The following is a 16,861-nucleotide window of genomic DNA, read 5'->3' as shown; positions in this document are numbered from 1 at the left end:
GGAACGGCCGGCCGGTCAGAGCTTGTCGAAGTCGGCCTCGTCGACCGTGGAACCGGACTCGGTGCTCCGGTCCCCGGTGCCGATGGCGGCGGGGGAGCCGCCGGACTTCAGCGCTGCCAGCCGGGCTTCGATCTCGGTCTGCTCGCCCAGGTCTTCCAGCGAGTTGAACTGGGCGTCCAGGCTCGACTCGGCGAGTTCCTGCTGGCCGCGGACCTTGGCTTCCTCGCGGCGGATCTTCTGTTCGAAGCGGCCCACCTCGGAAGTGGGGTCCATGATGTTGATGCTCTTGAGGGCGTCGTGGACCTGGCTCTGGGCCGCTACGGTCTTGGACCGGGCCACCAGCTCATTGCGCTTGCTGGTCAGCTCGTTGAGCTTGCCCTTCATCTGGTCAAGCCCGTGCTTGAGCTTGTCCACCACCTCGGTCTGGGATGCGATGCTCGGCTCTGCGGCCCGGGCCTCGTTCTCAGAGCCCATCTGGCGCTGCAGTGCAATCTTGGCCAGGTTGTCGAACTTCTCCGCGTCTCCGACGTCGCCCTTGGCGCGGTATTCGTCGGCTTTGCGTGAGGCGGCGAGGGCCTTTTTGCCCCAGTCCTGGGCGTTGCGGACGTCCTCGTTGTAGTCGTCCTGGAGCATGCGCAGGTTGCCGATGGTCTGGGCCACGGCGGACTCGGCCTCCGCGATGTTGTTCGTGTAGTCGCGGACCATCTGGTCCAGCATTTTCTGCGGATCCTCGGCCTGGTCCAGCAACGAGTTGATGTTTGCCTTCGCCAGCTGCGCCATGCGGCCGAAAATGGACTGCTTAACCATGGTGTTACCTTTCGTCCTGCTCCGTTGTCTCACTGATTCCAGTGATCGATGGTGTATCGCATCTATTCGCTGTCCGGTCCGGCCGGCGCGTGGTCTGTACTCTTCCCGTCAGTGTTTCCCGTCCGGGGGCGGCCACAGCCTAGAAACTGCCGGAGTCGCCGCCGCCGAAGTCTCCGCCGCCGCCAAAGTCGCCGCCGCCACCCCAGCCGCCGCCGGAATCGTCGCCGCCCCAGCTGCCTCCGCCGCCGCCCCAGCCTCCGCCGCCTCCGCCGTGGAGGATCGAGTTGATGAGGATTCCACCGAGGATCGCGCCGCCGAGGCCGCCTCCGCCGCTGCCGCCGAACATCCCGCCACGGCCGTAGCCCTGGTTGGCGTAGCCGCCGAATTGGTCAACATCGGACTGGGCCAGCTGGGCGGCCTGCGCCGCCAGTGCGTGGGCCTGCTGCGCGTACTGCAGCGCAGTGACCGGGTCGGTGCGGGAGATCGAGAGCGCATAGTCCAGGTTCCGCTGTGCTTCGGCCAGGCGTGTGCGGGCATCGGTGCCCACGCCTCCGCGGCGGGCAGTGATGTAGTCCGACGTCGCGCTGATCTGGGCCTGGGCCGACATGATGCTCTGATGTAGCGAGGCCTGGGCGCGGCGGGCCTGTTCCTGCTGGTCGCGGATTCCGCCCAGGGACTGGTCCAGTGTCTGGTGCGCCGTTTCGACCCGCTCCAGGGTGGCGATGGGATCGATTTTTCCGCCCTGGATTTCCGCTTTGACCTGCGCCAGCGCCGCTTCGACGGCGGCCACCGGACCGGACAGCTCCGGATGGGCGCCGGACTGGAGCATCGCCTTGGCCTGCGCCAGGTCCTGGGCGGTGTCGACGACGGCGGATTCCAGGCCACTACGGGCCTCATCCAGGCTGCCGGCCACCTTGGTGATGGCCCCGATCAGCACGTTCGTCTGGTGCAGGCTTTCCTCGGCTGCCCGCACGGCCACCGCGGCAAGGCTGTTCTCGCCCGCGGCGAGCTTTTCCTGCGCCGCGGTTGAGGCGTTCTGCACGAATTCGAGGCGTTCCTTGGCCTGGTTGATGTTGTCCGCCACCTGGACCAGGGCGCTTTCGGCGTACTTGGCGCGCAGATCCGTCAGCGATTTTTCGGCGCTGGCAATCTTGGCCTCGGCTTCCGCGGCGCCGGCACCGACGGCGGCGAGGGCCTGCGGGGCGTTCTTCTCGAGCTCCCGGAGGGAATCGAAGTCCGCCTTCTGTTCCTGCAGCGAGGCCAGCGCGGCCTCGGCGCGGCGGATGATTTCGCCGAGCCAGCTCCGTTGCTGCTCCTCGGTGTCGGGAATGTGGTCGTCGAGCTGCTGCTGCAGCTTGAACGACTCCGTCATGTGGCCCTTGGCCTCCTGCAGCGCCTTCGTGAAATTACCCACCGCGGAATCGCCATACTGGGCCTGGGCGAATCCCAGTTCCTGCTCGCTGGACTTGATGGCGTCATCGGCCTCGATCAGCAGCGAATCGCTCTTACGGCGCAGTTCGGTCACGCTGAGACCCGCCAGCGGATCCGCCTGCGCACCTTGTGACCCCTTGGACGCTCCCGCACCCTGGCTGGCCTTCTTCCGGCGGTTGCGGAAGTACAGATAGGCTCCGCCTCCTGCCACGGCCACGACGCCGACCCCCACCAGTACGGCACTGCCCGCCCCGGCGTCGGACGGCACCGAGCCGCTGCCGCCGGACGCCGCGTCGCCCACCGCGGCAGCGGTGTCAATGGCCGCCTGCGCGAAGTCGCGCTTCCCGCCGGCCAGGTTCGGAACTATGGCGTTCTGGGTGATGTTCGACGTCTTGGAGTAGATCGCGCTGGCCGAGTTGGGGGAGAAGTAGTACTTCCCGTCGTCAGACATGGTGAGGATGACGTCGGCCTTGCCCATGCCCTTGTTCGTCGCGACAGCCTGGGCCCACGCCTTGGGGTCGGCCGGATTCTCAAACGTCTTTGCCGTGATGACATACAGGTTGTACTTGTGGTCCTTCAGGAGCTTCTGGATGGCGTCCTGAACTTCGGCCTTGCGGCCGCCGAGCACGTTCGCACTGTCCACGATGTTCTGCCCGGACGGGATGGTCACCGGATCTTCGGCCAGGGCTGGAGCGGCGGGGAGCGCCAGCAATCCAGCCACGCCAAGGACGGCGAGGAAACGATTCAACTTAGACCGCATGTGCAACCCTTCAGCACTTCTGGGACCGGTTCGGTCGAACCAGCCGTCACAGAATGCAGCAGCGCCCCCACGCAGATGTAAAGCCGCAGGTCGCTGTGGCATTTCCATTTGATTCTATGGTGCACCCAAATGGCAGTCCACCTAGGGGAATATGCCACCAGCGAAACGCGCTTAAACTGGGAAGCACGGGCCCGAAGGCAGCAATCCATCCGTTCAGGAACCTCCCAGTAAATGTCCGCTCTAGTGTCAGCCTGAGCGTCCATAGTTATAGGCAGACGAGGATGAAAGGAAGTCTCATGACTGAGAACCCAGTGCCGGGTGCGACACCGGAGCCGACACAACAGAACCAGGAACCGGGAGGACCCCAGGAGGGCTCGCCAGATCAGTCGCATGCCGGCCGCACGCCTGAGGCGGCGCCCGGAAGCGCGGCGCCCGGAAGCCCGGTGTCCGGAAGCCCGACGCCCGAGAACCCGACCCACCGCCTGGACCGCGCCGAGGACGGCGCGCCGCGGCCGGTCTACCAGCAGCAGCCCTCCGAGGCACAGCGCTCCGCCGCGGACACCCAGCAGTTCGGCGCCCCGGCCCAGCAAACCGGCCAGTATGGCGGGTTCTCCCAGGCCGGCCAGGGTCAGGGCCAGCCCACCCCGCCCGCCCACCCGCCCTACGGCCAGTCCCAGTCAGCCCAGTCCCAGCAAGCCCAGTCCCCGTATGGCCAGGCCCCGTACGGCCAGTCCTCGTATGGCCAGTCCCAGTACGGTGCCCACTCCGGCGGCCAGCCGGCGTCGGGTCCGTCCTATGCTTCCGTCCCGGGCTTTGCGAACGACCCCGCGCACGCCCCGAAGCGCAAGGCGGCGTTCGGCGTCCCGACCCTTGTGGCCAGCATCGTGGCGGCCGGCCTGATCGGCGGCGGCGTGGTGGCCGGCAGTAACGCGCTGCTGTTGGACCGTTCCTCCACGGCGGCCTCGAGCAACACAACCCAGGCCGGTCCGGTGATCGTCAACAACAGGGAAGACGTCAACGCCATCACCGCCGCCGCACTCAAGGCGTCCCCCAGCGTGGTGACCATCAAGGCAACCAGCGGAAGTGACGGCGGTACCGGCAGCGGGATCATCCTGGACACCCAGGGCCACGTGCTGACCAACACCCACGTGGTCACCCTCGACGGCAAGGCTGCGAACGCCACGATGGAGGTCCGGACGAGCGAGGGCAAGGTCTTCTCCGCGAAGATCGTCGGTACCGACCCGCTCTCGGATCTCGCCGTGATCAAGATCGACAACCCCTCGGGGCTGGTCCCGGCAACCCTCGGTGACTCGGGCAAACTGAACGTCGGCGACACCGCCGTCGCCATCGGTTCGCCGCTGGGACTCACCGGCACAGTCACGGACGGCATCGTCTCGACCCTGAACCGGACCATCAGCGTGGCATCCTCGGCTGCGCCGAAGGACGGTGCGGATAACTCCCAGGGCGGGGACCAGGGCTTCCAGTTCGCGCCTCCGGGCGGCGGCGAGACCCCGAGCACCGCGGATCAGGGATCCATCTCGATCAACGTCATCCAGACGGACGCGGCCATCAACCCGGGCAACTCCGGCGGCGCGCTGGTGAACACCAAGGGCGAAGTCATCGGCGTGAACGTCGCGATCGCCTCCGCCGGCGGCGACTCGGCCAGCGGCAGCAGCAGCGGCAACATCGGCGTGGGCTTCAGCATCCCCATCAACCACGCCAAACGCGTGGCCCAGGAGATCATCAGCGGCGGAAAAGCCACACACGCGCAGTTCGGCGTCAGCGTGAAGCCCAAGGCCGCAGGCTCGTCCTCCTCCGGATTCTCGGTGGGCGCGGAGGTCGCGACCGTCGAGTCCGGCTCGGCCGCTGACAAGGCCGGCGTCAAGGTCGGCGACGTCGTGACGAAGTTCCAGAACCTGACCATCAGCGATCCCAACCAGCTGACCGCCGCAGTGCGGGAACAGCCCGCCGGGGCCACGGTCAAGGTGACGGTCCTGCGCGGCGGCCAGCTGAAGGACCTCGACGTGACCCTCGGGACTGCAGCCGAGCAGTAAAAGCAGAGCAGTAGAAGCAGAGCAGCAGCAGGAAGGGCTGGGCGGCACCAAACGGTGCGGCCCGGCCTTTTCCGTGCCCGGCCGCATTCGTGCCCGGCCTCCGCTCACGGGGTGGCTCCTGTTGACGAGGACCCCCGGACGCGGCGGGGCGCTGACACAGACGTTAACCGTGGCCGCGCTGCCCGGCAGCTATATGGTTAGCTAGGAACAGCCCGGCTGCCGGGCATTCCGTGGCCATGTCCCCGCAGGGGCGGCTATCCACCCGCATGGAAGGCTGCTGTAGACACAGTGGAAGAAACTCTGAAAATCATTGTGCTGGTCAAGCACGTGCCGGATGCGCAGTTCGACCGCCACCTCACCGGTGCGGCCAACACGGTGGACCGCTCCGAGAGCATCCTGTCCGAACTGGACGAATACGCCCTGGAGGCGGCGCTGCAGCTGAGCGAGGCCCGCGGCGGAGAAGCGGCCGGCAACAAGGTCATCGCCCTGAGCATGGGGCCGGCCGGGGCCGTCAACGCGGTGAAGAAATCCCTCCAGATCGGCGCCTCTGAAGGCGTGCACCTCAGCGACGAGGCCCTTGCCGGTTCCGACGCCGCGGCCACGTCGCTGGCGCTGGCCGCCGCGATCCGCCACCTGGGCGCGGACGCCCCCGCAGACCTCATCCTCACCGGCATGGCCTCCACGGACGGCGAGACCTCGCTGGTGCCGGCACAGCTCGCTGAGCGGCTGGGGCTCCCGCAGGTAACTTTCGCCGCGTCCCTGGAGCTCGACGCCGGCAAGCTCACCGCCCGGCGCGACGGCGACACCCACGCGGACACCATCGAGGCCGACCTGCCGGCCGTCGTTTCGGTCACCGACCAGATCAATGATCCCCGCTACCCGAACTTCAAGGGCATCATGGCGGCGAAGAAGAAAACCATCACCACGTTGAGMCTGGCCGACATCGGCGTCGACGCGGCCCAGGTGGGCAAGTCCGGTTCCTGGACCGCCGTCGAGACCGCAGAGGTCCGTCCGCCGCGCACGGCCGGCACCATCATCACCGACGAAGGCGACGCCGGCATCCAGCTGGTCGAGTTCCTGGCCGCCCAGAAGCTGCTCTAAAGGGGATTATCCGAACATGGCAAAAGTACTCGTTTTCATCGACAACCCCGGCCGGGCGCTGAAGAAGTCGAGCCTGGAACTGCTCACGATCGCCCGCTCCCTCGGCGAACCGGCCGTCGCCTTCAATGGCGAACTGCACGATGATGCCGCTGCGGCCCTTGCTGAGTACGGCGTCCAGGCACTCTACCGCCCGTCCGCGGCCGACCTCGACGACTATCTTGTGGGCCCCAAGGCCTCCTACCTCGCCGCCGCGGTCCAGGCTTCCGGTGCCACCGTGGTCCTGACCGAAAACTCGGCCGAGGGCAAAGAAATCGCCGCCCGGCTCAGCATCAAGCTCGGCGCCGGTGTCATCACCGACGTCGTGGCCGTGGACCCCGACGGAACGGCCCACAAGTCCGTGCTGGCTGGTTCGTACACCACAACGGCCAAGGCCACGACGCCCGTGGCCGTTCTCACTGTCAAAGCCAACAGCATCACTCCCGAGCCTGCCGTCTCCGGTACGGCACCGGAGACTGTCACGATTGAGGTCCCGGAGACGGCCACCGCCGCCTCCGCACGCATCACCGCACGCAACGAAAAGCCCGCCAGCGGTCGCCCCGACCTGACCGAGGCGCGGATCGTCGTGGCCGGCGGCCGTGGCGTGGACGGCAACTTTGGTCCGCTGGAAGAACTCGCCGACGCCCTGGGCGCGGCCATCGGCGCCTCGCGGGCCGCCACGGACGCGGGCTGGATCGGGCATGACGCGCAGGTCGGCCAGACCGGCAAGACCGTCTCGCCGCAGCTCTACATCTCCGCGGGCATTTCCGGAGCCATCCAGCAGAAGGCCGGCATGCAGACCGCCAAGGTGATCGTGGCCGTGAACAAGGACGCCGAATCGCCGGTTTTCGAGATCGCGGACTTCGGCGTTGTCGGCGACCTCTTCCAGGTTCTGCCGCAGGCAACCGCGGAAATCAAGAAGCGCAAAGGCTGACAGCGTGAGCACCAACGCCGTTCCGGCGCAAAGCCCGTTCGACCCGGAGACCTCCCGGATCGAGCGGGTGCTTTGTTTCACCGCCCACCCCGACGACATCGATTTCGGCGCCGCCGGCACAGTGGCCGCATGGACCGCCGCAGGAGTCCAGGTGAGCTACTGCATCATGACCGACGGCGACGCCGGCGGCTTTGATCCCGCGCAGCGCGAAGAAATCGTGCGGCTGCGCGTTGCGGAGCAGCAGCGCGCCGCCGCGCTGGTCGGCGTCACGGACATCCACTACCTGCACCAGCGTGACGGCTACCTCGAACCCTCGCATGAGGTGATGCGCGAGGTGGTGCGCCTGATCCGGCAGCTCCGGCCCGACGTCGTGGTGTCCATGCATCCGGAACGGAACTGGAACAGGATCCAGAAGAGCCACCCGGATCACCTGGCCGTGGGGGAGGCCGTGACCCGTGCCGTGTATCCCGCGCTGGAAAACCCGTTCGCGTACCCGGAACTGGCCGAGTCCGGTCTGGAGGCCTACAAATTGCCCTGGTTGTGGCTCTTCGCCGGGCCGGAAGAGCGCGAGAACCACTTCGTGGACGTCACCGGGCACGTGGACAGCAAGCTTGCCGCCATCCACATCCACGTCAGCCAGCATCCCGACGTCGACGCCATGGAGCGCACGGTCCGCGGCCTCATGCTCGGCACCGGGGCCCGCGCCGGACTTCCCGCCGGACGCAGTGCCGAGGCCTTCCATGTCGTAACAGTCAACGGCCAGGGGACCATCGCCGGCTTCTAGTGTTGCCGCAGCACAACCTCTGCCATAAGCTGGCCTCTGTTTAAATCATATTTAATTGATGGAAGGCAGACTTTGATGGCGAAGACTGCGCAACACCCCGTTCTTGTGATCATGGGCGTCTCCGGATCCGGCAAATCAACTGTCGCGGGACTCCTGGCCGGCAGGCTGGGCTGGGACCTTGCCGAGGGCGACGACCTCCACCCCGAATCAAACGTGGCAAAGATGCACGCAGGACAGCCGCTGACCGACGAGGACCGGTGGCCCTGGCTCGAAAGCATTGCCGACTGGATCCGGTCCCGCACCGAAGCCGGGAATCCCGGCGTCGTAACCTGTTCGGCGCTGAAGAAGCGCTACCGGGACATTCTGCGCGGCGAAGGGGTGGTCTTCGTGTTCCTCGAGGGATCACGGGACAAGATCTCCGACCGGCTGGCCTCCCGTCACGGGCACTTCATGCCCCCGGCCCTGCTGGAGTCCCAGTTCGACGCGCTCGAAGCGCCCACAGCGGACGAAAACTTCATTTCCCTGTCCGTCTCCGCAACGCCGGCGGAAGAAGCGCAGGAAATCATCACCCGACTTAATCTCGACGCTGCCGACGCCAGGCCCTGAGCCTTCCCGCGTTCCGCCGCCACCAAGGAATTTTTTGTGAAATCACTGATAGCAACGCAGCTTCCGGCTGCCGTTGAGGCCGGGTCCGGCATCAACACCCAATTACTCATCATCGCGGGCCTGGGCATCGCCCTGCTCGTGGTGCTGATCGCCAAATTCAAGTTCCACCCCTTCCTGGCCCTGATTCTGGGGTCCGGATTCGTCGGCCTTGCCGCAGGCGTGGAACCGGCCAAGGTGATCATCAACTTCGAAGACGGTGTGGGCGGCGTCCTGAAGGAAGTGGGCCTGCTGGTTGCGCTCGGCGCGATGCTGGGCAAGCTGCTCGCCGACTCCGGCGGCGCCAACCGGGTGGTCGACACTCTTCTGGCCAAGGCCACCGGAAACAAGCTGGTCTGGTCCATCACGCTCGTCGCCGTGATCATCGGCCTGCCGATGTTCTTCGAGATCGGGCTCGTCCTGCTGCTGCCGGTGATCGTCCTGGTCACGCAGCGCTCGAAGATGCCGCTGATGCGCATCGCGATCCCGGCGCTGGCCGGCCTGTCCGTGCTGCACGGCCTGGTGCCGCCGCACCCGGGACCGCTCATCGCGATCAGCGCCGTCAAGGCGGAACTGGGCACCACCCTGGCCCTCGGCATCCTTGTCGCCATCCCCACGGTGATCATCTGCGGCCCGCTCTTCTCCCGCCTGGCAGCCCGGTGGGTGCCCGTGGGCGCCCCCGCCGTCGCCGGCGGCGTCGACACCGTGCACGGCGCGGACACGGAGGGCGTCAAGCGCCCGCCGAGCTTTATCGTGACGCTGTCGACCATCCTCTTCCCGGTGGTGCTCATGCTGCTCAGGGCTGTCGTGGACATCATCTGGCCCGATCCCAAGACCGCCCCGGCCATCCGGATGTTCTTCGACTTCGTCGGGCAGCCGCTGGTGGCGATGACCCTGGCCGTCCTGCTGGCCATGGTGACCTTTGGCTACGCCGTGGGCCTGAACGGCGCCAAGATTACGAGCAAGATTGCTGCCAGCCTGGGCCCGATCGCGGGGATCATCCTGATCGTCGGCGCGGGCGGCGGCTTCAAGCAGACGCTGATTGGCGCTGGCGTGGGTGACTCCGTGAAGGCCTGGGCCGAGGGGACCAACATGTCCGTCCTGCTGCTCGGCTTCATCGTGGCCGTTGCCCTGCGCCTGGCGACAGGCTCCGCCACCGTCGCGACCGTGACGGCCGCCGGCATCGTGGCGCCGCTCGCCAGTTCGCTGACGCCGACGCACGCCGCCCTGCTGGCCCTCGCGATCGGCGCCGGCTCGCTGTTCTTCTCGCACGTGAACGACGCCGGGTTCTGGCTCGTCAAGGAGCTGTTCGGACTCACGGTGGGCCAGACGTTCAAGACCTGGTCGGTCATGGAAACGTTGATCTCCGTGGTGAGCTTCGGCCTGGTCATGCTGCTCTCGCTGGTCATTTAGCCGGGTCACGAAGTCAGCCGGACAAGCCGTTAGCGCGCCAACGCAGAAGCCGCCCGAGCCTTGAGTCCTTCCTCGGAAGGAGCCAAGGCCCGGGCGGCTTTCTGCGTCCGGGCGGCCTGTGTGAACCGCGCATGGCTGGGTCCTGCGGTGGCTAAGCGTTCAGCGGCGCCGCGGCGACGGTCGGCAGGGTTGGTGTCGCGGATCCGCCTTCGGGTTCCACGGTGATGCCCAGGGCGGCGGCGGAGCCGATGCCCTTGACCACCGCGGGCTTGGACAAAGCTTCAGCGTCCATGAGCCCCTGCGACACCGGGGCCGAGCCGTCCTTCGGGATCAGCCACATCTGGTACACCTTGCCCGCGGGCGGAGCCGGGACGCCGTTCATTTTGACGACGGCGGCGTCCTTGGACGGGGAAATCGACACGGTGGCCGTGCCGCCGCCGTTGACGTCGACAGTGGCCTGCCGGACGTCGCTGGCCTGCATTACCTGGTTCAGCGGATCATTCTGGTTTGCCACATACGCGCCCACGCCGACGCCGCCCAGGGCGATCACGGCTGCAGCGGCGACGCCGACAAGCCAGTTCCGCATGCCCTGCGGACGGCGGCGTTCTTCCCTGCGCTTGCGGGCCGCGCCGAGCTCGTCAGCGGCGGCTATTCCCGAGCTCTCGCGTACCGGATGTGGCATCACAGGTGTCGTTTGCGGACCCGTGCCGGGCAGGGGCGTTGCCGCGGGGGACGGCTGGGCCGCCGGCGCCGGCAGGGAGGCCATGATCCGGTCCAGCAGCCCGGGCGGAGGCTCTTCCTCGGCCGTGAAGCTGGTGGCCAGGGTCTCCCTGGCCTGCCGGACGCGGTCATTGAAGGCATCGCGGTCTGCGGCCGGTGCGGAGGCGAGGAACTGCTCGATCGCGGCGCGTTCGGCGTCGTCCACGGCGTTGAGGGCGTAGACCTCGGCAAGGTCCACGACACGGCCGGAAGCCAGGTCGGTGGCGATCTCGGCAGTGAAGCCGCCCGGGAGGCGGTTGTCGTTCTCATGTGGGTTCATGTCGGTCAATTCAGCTCACCCCCAGGCAGGTCTTCAGTCGGATCAGTCCATCGCGGATGCGGGACTTGATGGTAGGAACCGCGGCGTTCAGCCGCTCGGCCACTTCCCGGTAGGTGAGGCCGCCGTAGTATGCCAGCCGCACGGACTCCTGCTGCGTATCGGTCAGCGTCTCCAGGCACCGGACCACGGTCTCGGCCTCAAGCCGGCTGCCGACCTCGTCTGAGACGGAATCGTGGTCGATCTCCTGGCTGCTGGCCCCGTATTTGGCTTCGCGGTCCGTGGCGGACTGCGAGGACCGGACCTTGTCAACGGCACGGCGGTGCGAGATGGTCATGAGCCAGGCGAGCGGGCTGCCGGCCGCGGGATTGAACTTGGCAGCGTTCTGCCAAACCTGCAGGAAGACTTCCTGCGTGGTGTCCTCGCTGAGTTCGGTATCGATCAGGACCCGGCGTGCCATGCCGAAGACGCGCCTGGAAGTGAGGCTGTAGAACTCTGCGAACGCCGCCTGGTCGCCCTGGGCAATCAGTTCCAGCAGGCTGCCGAGCCGGCCGTTGATGTCGGCTGAGGTACCCGCAGGTGCTGCGGCCTCGGGGTTCGGGGCATTCGGAGTATCCATCACTCCCAAGCATAAGGCGCCCAGCGGCGCAAGAGGGCCAAGGCGTGCTGCATGCGGCGGGAGGCCGGCCCCTGCCTCCCGGGCGGGGTGTCTATACAGATGTACTGTTCTCACCCGCCTCTCCTCGCTCCCTTCCGCTTCTCCCAAAACGCTGAGTCGACGGTTTCGTGTGCCCGCCTTCAGAAGTGATTCGGCGCAGCCCGGAACCCGGATGGGCGCGATCTGCGGGATTCTTTCCCGCGGGCTCCCTAGGGGGCAGCCGCCGGTTCAACCGGCCGTACGCGGCGGACTCGCTACAGCTTGGCCCCAGCGAACCCGTTCTGGCGCCATGCCTCATAGACGGCGATGGACGCCGCGTTGGCCAGGTTGAGCGACYGGAGGGAGGGCAGCATCGGCAGGCGGACGCGGGACGTCACCCGGGGGCTGTGCTTGATGTCCTCGGGCAAACCCACGGATTCAGGACCAAACAGCAGGACGTCGCCGGCGCGGTATCTGATGTCTGTGTAGGTGGTCTCGCCGTCGGAGGTGAAGGCAAATACCCGTTCCGGCTCCAGCGCCGCCCAGGCTGCGTCGATGTCCGGGTGGACGGTCACGACGGCGAGGTCGTGGTAGTCCAGGCCCGCCCGCCGGAGCTTGGCGTCGGAAAAATCAAAGCCCAGGGGCTCCACCAGGTGCAGTTCGGCGCCCGTGATGGCGGCAAGCCTGATGGCGTTTCCGGTATTGCCGGGGATTTCGGGGGTGTGGAAGAGGATGCGGAACACCGTTCCATCCTAGCGAGCCGCCGGCGTCGGCCGTGCCGCGGGCCCTCCGTCCCGGAGCCCCGTGGGGGAGGGCCAGCGGCGGAACCTAGTGCATTCCGCGCAGCAGGCGGGCCAGCACGGGCACGTTGACGGTGTTGGGGGCCGGCCCCGAGCCGAGGAACTGCTTGAGGCCGCGGGCCAGGCCCGCGGCGTTGACCACCTCGACCAGCCCCGAACCTTCCCCGTACCCGCTGCCCTGGCCGCCGGGTGCGCGGCGGTGCCGGTCGATGACCGGTTGATGCAGGTTGCCGTCCGTGCTGTGGACAACAATCCAGCCCGTGACGTTGAGCTCGGGAAAAATGTCCTGCATCCGGCGCACGACATGGGCCAGTTGGGGCGGGGCGACGGAGCGTCCGCCGTGTGTCAACGTGCTGCCGTTCCACGCGTAGGCGCCAGGCGGCAGCAGCATGGACCCGATGATTGCGAGCCGGTACCCGGCAAGGACTGCGTGGTCGATATGGCTGTTGTCCGCCGGGGACTGCAGCCCGTTGACAAGGCGCGCCGACGGGATGGTGGTCAGGATCTGCCTGCTGATGAGCTGCACAGTCCGCATCTCGCGTTGGATCCGGGCCTCGGCCCCGAAGATCCCGCGCTTGCGCGGCATGCCGTGGACCTGCTGTCGGGCTACACCGGCGGGAATCAGCGGCACCGCCGTCCCGTCGCCAAACTGCTCGAACGGGGGCACATAGACGGGCGGGTCGGCAGCCGTATTCCGCGGCGTGTTCGGGCGGCGCACGTTGGCGGAGGCCCTGCTGCCTGCGGCCGGGGCGTCGAAGTGGGCGCCCTCGTCGCCGGCGGTTGAGGAATATGCGCTGCCGTAGGAGCGGTCATAGTCCGCGCGGCGCTTTGCGTCGATGAGTGTCTCGTACGCGAGGGTGACACGCCGGAACGCTGCGGGATCGCCGCCGTGATCCGGGTGCGCGAGCCGGGCGGCCTTGCGGTACGCCACTTTGATGTCCTTCTCCGTCGCCGTCACGGGGATCCCGAGGACCTGGTAATGCGAGCTGCTGCCCTGCGTCAAACAGAGATCCTTTTCATCGATGGTGCCGGCGTTGAGAATGCCGGACCGTTCGTGGGCGCCCGGCAGGCCCAGTTTAACCGGCTGGGGGAATAACGTGCGCGCGTACCGGGATGGTTCCCGGCGGCTGGCATAATTGCGCGCATGCTGATCGCCGTCGCCGTCAACCCGCGCGCATCCTTTGGCCGGGCGCGGCACGCCGGGAAGGAAGCGGCGTCGCATTTCCGCGCAGCCGGGGCGGAGGTCCTGTTGCTGTGCGCGGACAACTATGCCGGGCTCGCGCAGGCGGTTGAGGACGCACTGGAGGCGGGCGTGGACACCCTCGTGATGGTGGGCGGCGACGGCATGGTCCACCTTGGGTTCAATGCGCTTGCCGGTGCCGCTGCACGTGCCGGCGCCGGCGCCGGCGCCGGGGACGGCGGCCGGGTTCCGCTGGGCATCATTCCCACCGGGACGGGCAACGACACGGCCCGGGCGCTGGGCCTGCCGCTGCACAACCTCCCGGCGGCCTGCGAACGGGTGCTGGAGTCTTTGGCCGACGGCGGCCGGATGATCGACGCCGGCAGGATCACCGCTGGAGGAACCTCCCGCTGGTTCGCGGGCGTGGTCTCGGCCGGGTTCGATGCCGCCGTCAATGAGCGGGCCAACCACTGGCGTTGGCCGCGCGGCAAGATCCGCTACCAGCTCGCCATGCTTCGCGAACTGGCCTCGTTCCGGGCCATCAATTACACGGTGACGGCCGACGGCGTGCGGTGGCAGCAGGACGCCATGCTGATTTCCGTCGCCAACGGCCAGTCGATCGGCGGCGGGATGAGGATCGTCCCGGAGGCCGTCCTTGATGACGGCCGCCTGGACCTGTTCATTGTCAGCCGGTTGTCCCGGACCGGGTTGCTGGCCGTGTTCCCGAAAGTGTTCGCCGGCAAGCACGTGGGCCACCCCGCCGTGCAGCTTCGCCGGGTCCGCACCGTGGAACTGGCGGCCAGCAACATCGTGGCCTACGCCGACGGCGAGCGGATCGGGGCGCTCCCGATGACCATCGAGGTCGTTCCGCGGGCCGTCTGTGTTCTCGCGTAGTGGCCCGGCGTAGCGGCTTGGCCTAGGCGCTAGGCGCTAGGCGTCGTGGCCGGCGCGGCCTTGCGCGGCCTTGCGCGGGGACAGCCTGTTCAGTGCCAGGGCGCCCACGAGTAGTCCGAAATCACGCAGTGCGACGTCATAGAAGCCGCCGAGGACGATCAGGTTGATGATGATGCCCAGCAGCCAGGCGGCCACGAGTGCCGATCCGAAGCGCGGGCGCAGCGCCACCATTACGCCGGCGATGATTTCCACCACGCCAACGATGTACATGATGGTCTGGGCCGGCAGCGGGACTACCGAGGTTACCACGGGGGCCAGGTACATGGTCCAGTCGGTCAGCAGATTCGTGAACTTGTCCAGACCGAACAGGATGGGCGCAACCGTAAAGACGGTCCGCAACAAGAGAAATGCCTGGCGGTGCGGGTCCGCCGCGAGCTGCTGTGCGTCAGTGGCGAGGGCTGGGGAAACTTTCATGGCATGCTCCTTCTAAAAATGGATAATTCGATTTTAGAACGCTGCAGGAGGATTAAGCAATGATTCTTGTTTTTAGAGATATTCTTGTTCCATGACCAAACTTCCGTGGAACCGCAGGCTTGCGGCGGTCGCGTCCCTGGGCGACGAGAGCCGCAGGATGCTGTTTGACTACGTCGCCTCAGCGGCAGACGCCGTCGGCCGGGACGACGCCGCCAAGGCGGTGGGCCTGGCACGGAGCACAGCCTCGTTCCATCTGGACCGGCTGGTGAAAGACGGGCTGCTGGCCGTGGAGTTCCGCAAGCTCGGAGGGCGGGAAGGCCCCGGTTCGGGCCGGCCCGCCAAGCTGTACCGGGCCGCCGTGGATGAGGTGGAGGCCTCCGTCCCCGACCGCCACTATGATCTCGCCGGCGAGTTGCTGGTTTCCGCGATCGAAGCTGCAACCAGCGACGGCGGATCGCCGCAGGATGCCCTGCTCCGGGCCGCACGCGCTAAGGGGCAGTCAGCGGCTGAGTCGGCAGCCCGTGCACCCGGGCGCGAGCCGGCAGGGGCCATCGTGGCGGGGGATGCGGAAACCGCCGGCGGGCCCGAAGGTGCCGGCCCGTTCGCTGACTTCCTGACGGGGCAGGGCTACTGCCCGGCGGACGACGGCGGCGGGGGACTGGTGCTGATGAATTGCCCGTTCCATCGCCTCGCCGCCGGGCATGCAGATGTGGTCTGTGCCATGAACGGGGCCTACCTGGGCGGGGCATCCGCGGCCCTGGGGATCGACCCGGGGCGGATCGAGGCGCTCGCCATCGAAGATCTCAGGGAGCAGGGGAGCGCGCAGCCCGGGCAGTGCTGTGCCCGCATCCTGCCTGCATGACAGGGCTGCCTGGCGTGGCCGTACTGCCGGCATGGCCGGACCGCCTGTGGGACCCGGACCGCCCGGCATCGCGGCTACCGGCCCCGCGCCCCCGCCGTTGAGGCGGCCGGCGCTCCGAGCCTGGGCCGGCCCTTGATCCCGGTCAGCAGGACGCCTCCGATCACCGTTAGGCCGCCGACGATCTGCACAGGAGTGAGCGGCGTCCCCAGCAGCACGGTGATGATCGCCGTGAAGACAACCATCAGGTTGAGGTAGTTGCCCGCGGTCCCCGGCGGCGTGGTCCTCAGCGCCAGGTTCCAGAGGAGGTAGGAACCAAGGGAGGGGAACAGGGCGATGTACGCCAGTGACCAGCCTTCGCCCGCGGTGTCGGGGAACTGGACGTTCATGGCCAGGGCAAACGGCGCCAGCGTCACGGTCGCAATCGCCACCTGTACGGCCGTGGCGGAGATGGCCGGCACCTTCAGCCGGCGGGCAATGATTGTGTAGAAGCCCCAGACGATGATCGCACCGGTCATCAGGAGTTCGCCGGTATTGATGGAGAGGCTGAACACGCGTGCCAGCTCACCCTGGGTCAGGACGAGCAGCACACCCAGCAGGCCAAGACAGATGCCGAGCCAGCCCAATCGGGTGGTCCTCTCGCCGAGCAGGACGATCGCCATGACCACAATCAGGGCCGGGTTGGCCGCCGTAATGAGGGAGGCGTTCATCGCGGACGTGTATCCGAGCGCGCTGTAGAGCAGCAGCGTGTAGCCGCTCATGCCCAGGACGCTCAGCGCCAGGAGCACGGGCCAGCGGCGCAGCACCGCGCGCCAGTCCGGTTTCTCAACGAAGTGGGCCAGGAGCAGCAGCGGCACGGCGGCCAGGCTCCAGCGCCAGAAGGTCAGCTCCAGCGGCGTCATGGAGGCGACGGCGGCCTGTCCGACGACGTAATTGCCGGACCAGAACAAGGTGGCCAGCACAAGGTAGAGGGGCGATTTCACCGCTTGAATGTACACCAGCCCCGCGCCCTTCCCCGG

General features: G+C 67.5%; 16 protein-coding genes. 8 read left to right on the top strand and 8 right to left on the bottom strand.

The window, feature by feature from the left end; all coding sequences use genetic code 11:
• Nucleotides 1–15: 15 nt before the first annotated feature.
• Complete coding sequence (locus AC1DR1_RS04685; RefSeq protein WP_229995992.1) at nucleotides 16–807, bottom strand: PspA/IM30 family protein; 792 nt, start codon at nucleotides 805–807, stop codon at nucleotides 16–18.
• Between the two features lie 139 nt (nucleotides 808–946).
• Nucleotides 947–2,998, bottom strand: a complete 2,052-nt coding sequence (locus tag AC1DR1_RS04680) for a TPM domain-containing protein (protein WP_364745803.1) — start codon at nucleotides 2,996–2,998, stop codon at nucleotides 947–949.
• A gap of 296 nt (nucleotides 2,999–3,294) precedes the next feature.
• On the opposite strand from AC1DR1_RS04680, the gene AC1DR1_RS04675 reads away from it, so the two are divergent.
• The 6 genes from AC1DR1_RS04675 (at nucleotide 3,295) to AC1DR1_RS04650 (ending at nucleotide 9,962) form a co-directional block, all read left to right on the top strand.
• On the top strand, nucleotides 3,295–5,052 hold the full coding sequence (locus AC1DR1_RS04675) for a S1C family serine protease (RefSeq protein ID WP_476992232.1): 1,758 nt from the start codon (nucleotides 3,295–3,297) through the stop codon (nucleotides 5,050–5,052).
• A gap of 300 nt (nucleotides 5,053–5,352) precedes the next feature.
• Nucleotides 5,353–6,153, top strand: a complete 801-nt coding sequence (locus AC1DR1_RS04670) for an electron transfer flavoprotein subunit beta/FixA family protein (protein ID WP_476992250.1) — start codon at nucleotides 5,353–5,355, stop codon at nucleotides 6,151–6,153.
• A gap of 16 nt (nucleotides 6,154–6,169) precedes the next feature.
• Nucleotides 6,170–7,123, top strand: a complete 954-nt coding sequence (locus tag AC1DR1_RS04665) for an electron transfer flavoprotein subunit alpha/FixB family protein (RefSeq protein WP_229993192.1) — start codon at nucleotides 6,170–6,172, stop codon at nucleotides 7,121–7,123.
• Between the two features lie 4 nt (nucleotides 7,124–7,127).
• Nucleotides 7,128–7,907 carry a PIG-L deacetylase family protein gene (locus AC1DR1_RS04660; RefSeq protein ID WP_229993191.1) on the top strand — a complete coding sequence of 260 codons (780 nt, stop codon included), beginning with the start codon at nucleotides 7,128–7,130 and terminating at the stop codon, nucleotides 7,905–7,907.
• A 75-nt stretch (nucleotides 7,908–7,982) separates the two neighbouring features.
• A complete protein-coding gene (locus AC1DR1_RS04655; protein ID WP_229993190.1) occupies nucleotides 7,983–8,513 on the top strand; it encodes a gluconokinase in 531 nt (176 codons plus the stop codon).
• Between the two features lie 45 nt (nucleotides 8,514–8,558).
• Nucleotides 8,559–9,962, top strand: a complete 1,404-nt coding sequence (locus AC1DR1_RS04650) for a GntT/GntP/DsdX family permease (RefSeq protein ID WP_229993194.1) — start codon at nucleotides 8,559–8,561, stop codon at nucleotides 9,960–9,962.
• 151 nt (nucleotides 9,963–10,113) lie between these two features.
• Here AC1DR1_RS04650 and AC1DR1_RS04645 read toward each other — a convergent pair whose 3' ends face one another.
• From AC1DR1_RS04645 to AC1DR1_RS04630, 4 genes are all read right to left on the bottom strand, one after another.
• Nucleotides 10,114–11,001, bottom strand: coding sequence for an anti-sigma factor (locus AC1DR1_RS04645; RefSeq protein ID WP_229993189.1), 888 nt, complete (start codon nucleotides 10,999–11,001; stop codon nucleotides 10,114–10,116).
• 10 nt (nucleotides 11,002–11,011) lie between these two features.
• Complete coding sequence (sigK, locus tag AC1DR1_RS04640; RefSeq protein ID WP_229993188.1) at nucleotides 11,012–11,617, bottom strand: ECF RNA polymerase sigma factor SigK; 606 nt, start codon at nucleotides 11,615–11,617, stop codon at nucleotides 11,012–11,014.
• A gap of 293 nt (nucleotides 11,618–11,910) precedes the next feature.
• Entirely contained in the window at nucleotides 11,911–12,378 is a 468-nt protein-coding gene (locus AC1DR1_RS04635; RefSeq protein ID WP_476992231.1) for a tRNA (cytidine(34)-2'-O)-methyltransferase, read from the bottom strand.
• A gap of 85 nt (nucleotides 12,379–12,463) precedes the next feature.
• Nucleotides 12,464–13,438, bottom strand: coding sequence for a J domain-containing protein (locus AC1DR1_RS04630; RefSeq protein WP_229993186.1), 975 nt, complete (start codon nucleotides 13,436–13,438; stop codon nucleotides 12,464–12,466).
• A 141-nt stretch (nucleotides 13,439–13,579) separates the two neighbouring features.
• Here AC1DR1_RS04630 and AC1DR1_RS04625 point away from each other — a divergent pair, with 141 nt between their 5' ends.
• Nucleotides 13,580–14,509 (top strand): diacylglycerol/lipid kinase family protein, encoded by a 930-nt coding sequence (locus AC1DR1_RS04625; RefSeq protein WP_229993185.1) that lies wholly within the window; start codon nucleotides 13,580–13,582, stop codon nucleotides 14,507–14,509.
• A gap of 36 nt (nucleotides 14,510–14,545) precedes the next feature.
• On the opposite strand, the gene AC1DR1_RS04620 is transcribed toward AC1DR1_RS04625, so the two are convergent.
• Nucleotides 14,546–14,983 (bottom strand): Sec62 family protein translocation protein, encoded by a 438-nt coding sequence (locus tag AC1DR1_RS04620; protein WP_229993184.1) that lies wholly within the window; start codon nucleotides 14,981–14,983, stop codon nucleotides 14,546–14,548.
• 91 nt (nucleotides 14,984–15,074) lie between these two features.
• Between AC1DR1_RS04620 and AC1DR1_RS04615 the strand changes: the two genes are divergently transcribed.
• On the top strand, nucleotides 15,075–15,845 hold the full coding sequence (locus tag AC1DR1_RS04615; protein WP_229993183.1) for a helix-turn-helix transcriptional regulator: 771 nt from the start codon (nucleotides 15,075–15,077) through the stop codon (nucleotides 15,843–15,845).
• Between the two features lie 74 nt (nucleotides 15,846–15,919).
• On the opposite strand, the gene AC1DR1_RS04610 is transcribed toward AC1DR1_RS04615, so the two are convergent.
• On the bottom strand, nucleotides 15,920–16,825 hold the full coding sequence (locus tag AC1DR1_RS04610) for a DMT family transporter (protein ID WP_229993182.1): 906 nt from the start codon (nucleotides 16,823–16,825) through the stop codon (nucleotides 15,920–15,922).
• Between the last annotated feature and the right edge of the window lie 36 nt (nucleotides 16,826–16,861).

It is taken from the genome of Arthrobacter sp. P4_F10 (genome assembly GCF_056401435.1).
The sequence above is the reverse complement of the archived record's forward strand: the minus strand, read 5'-3'. Positions and strand labels throughout refer to the sequence as shown.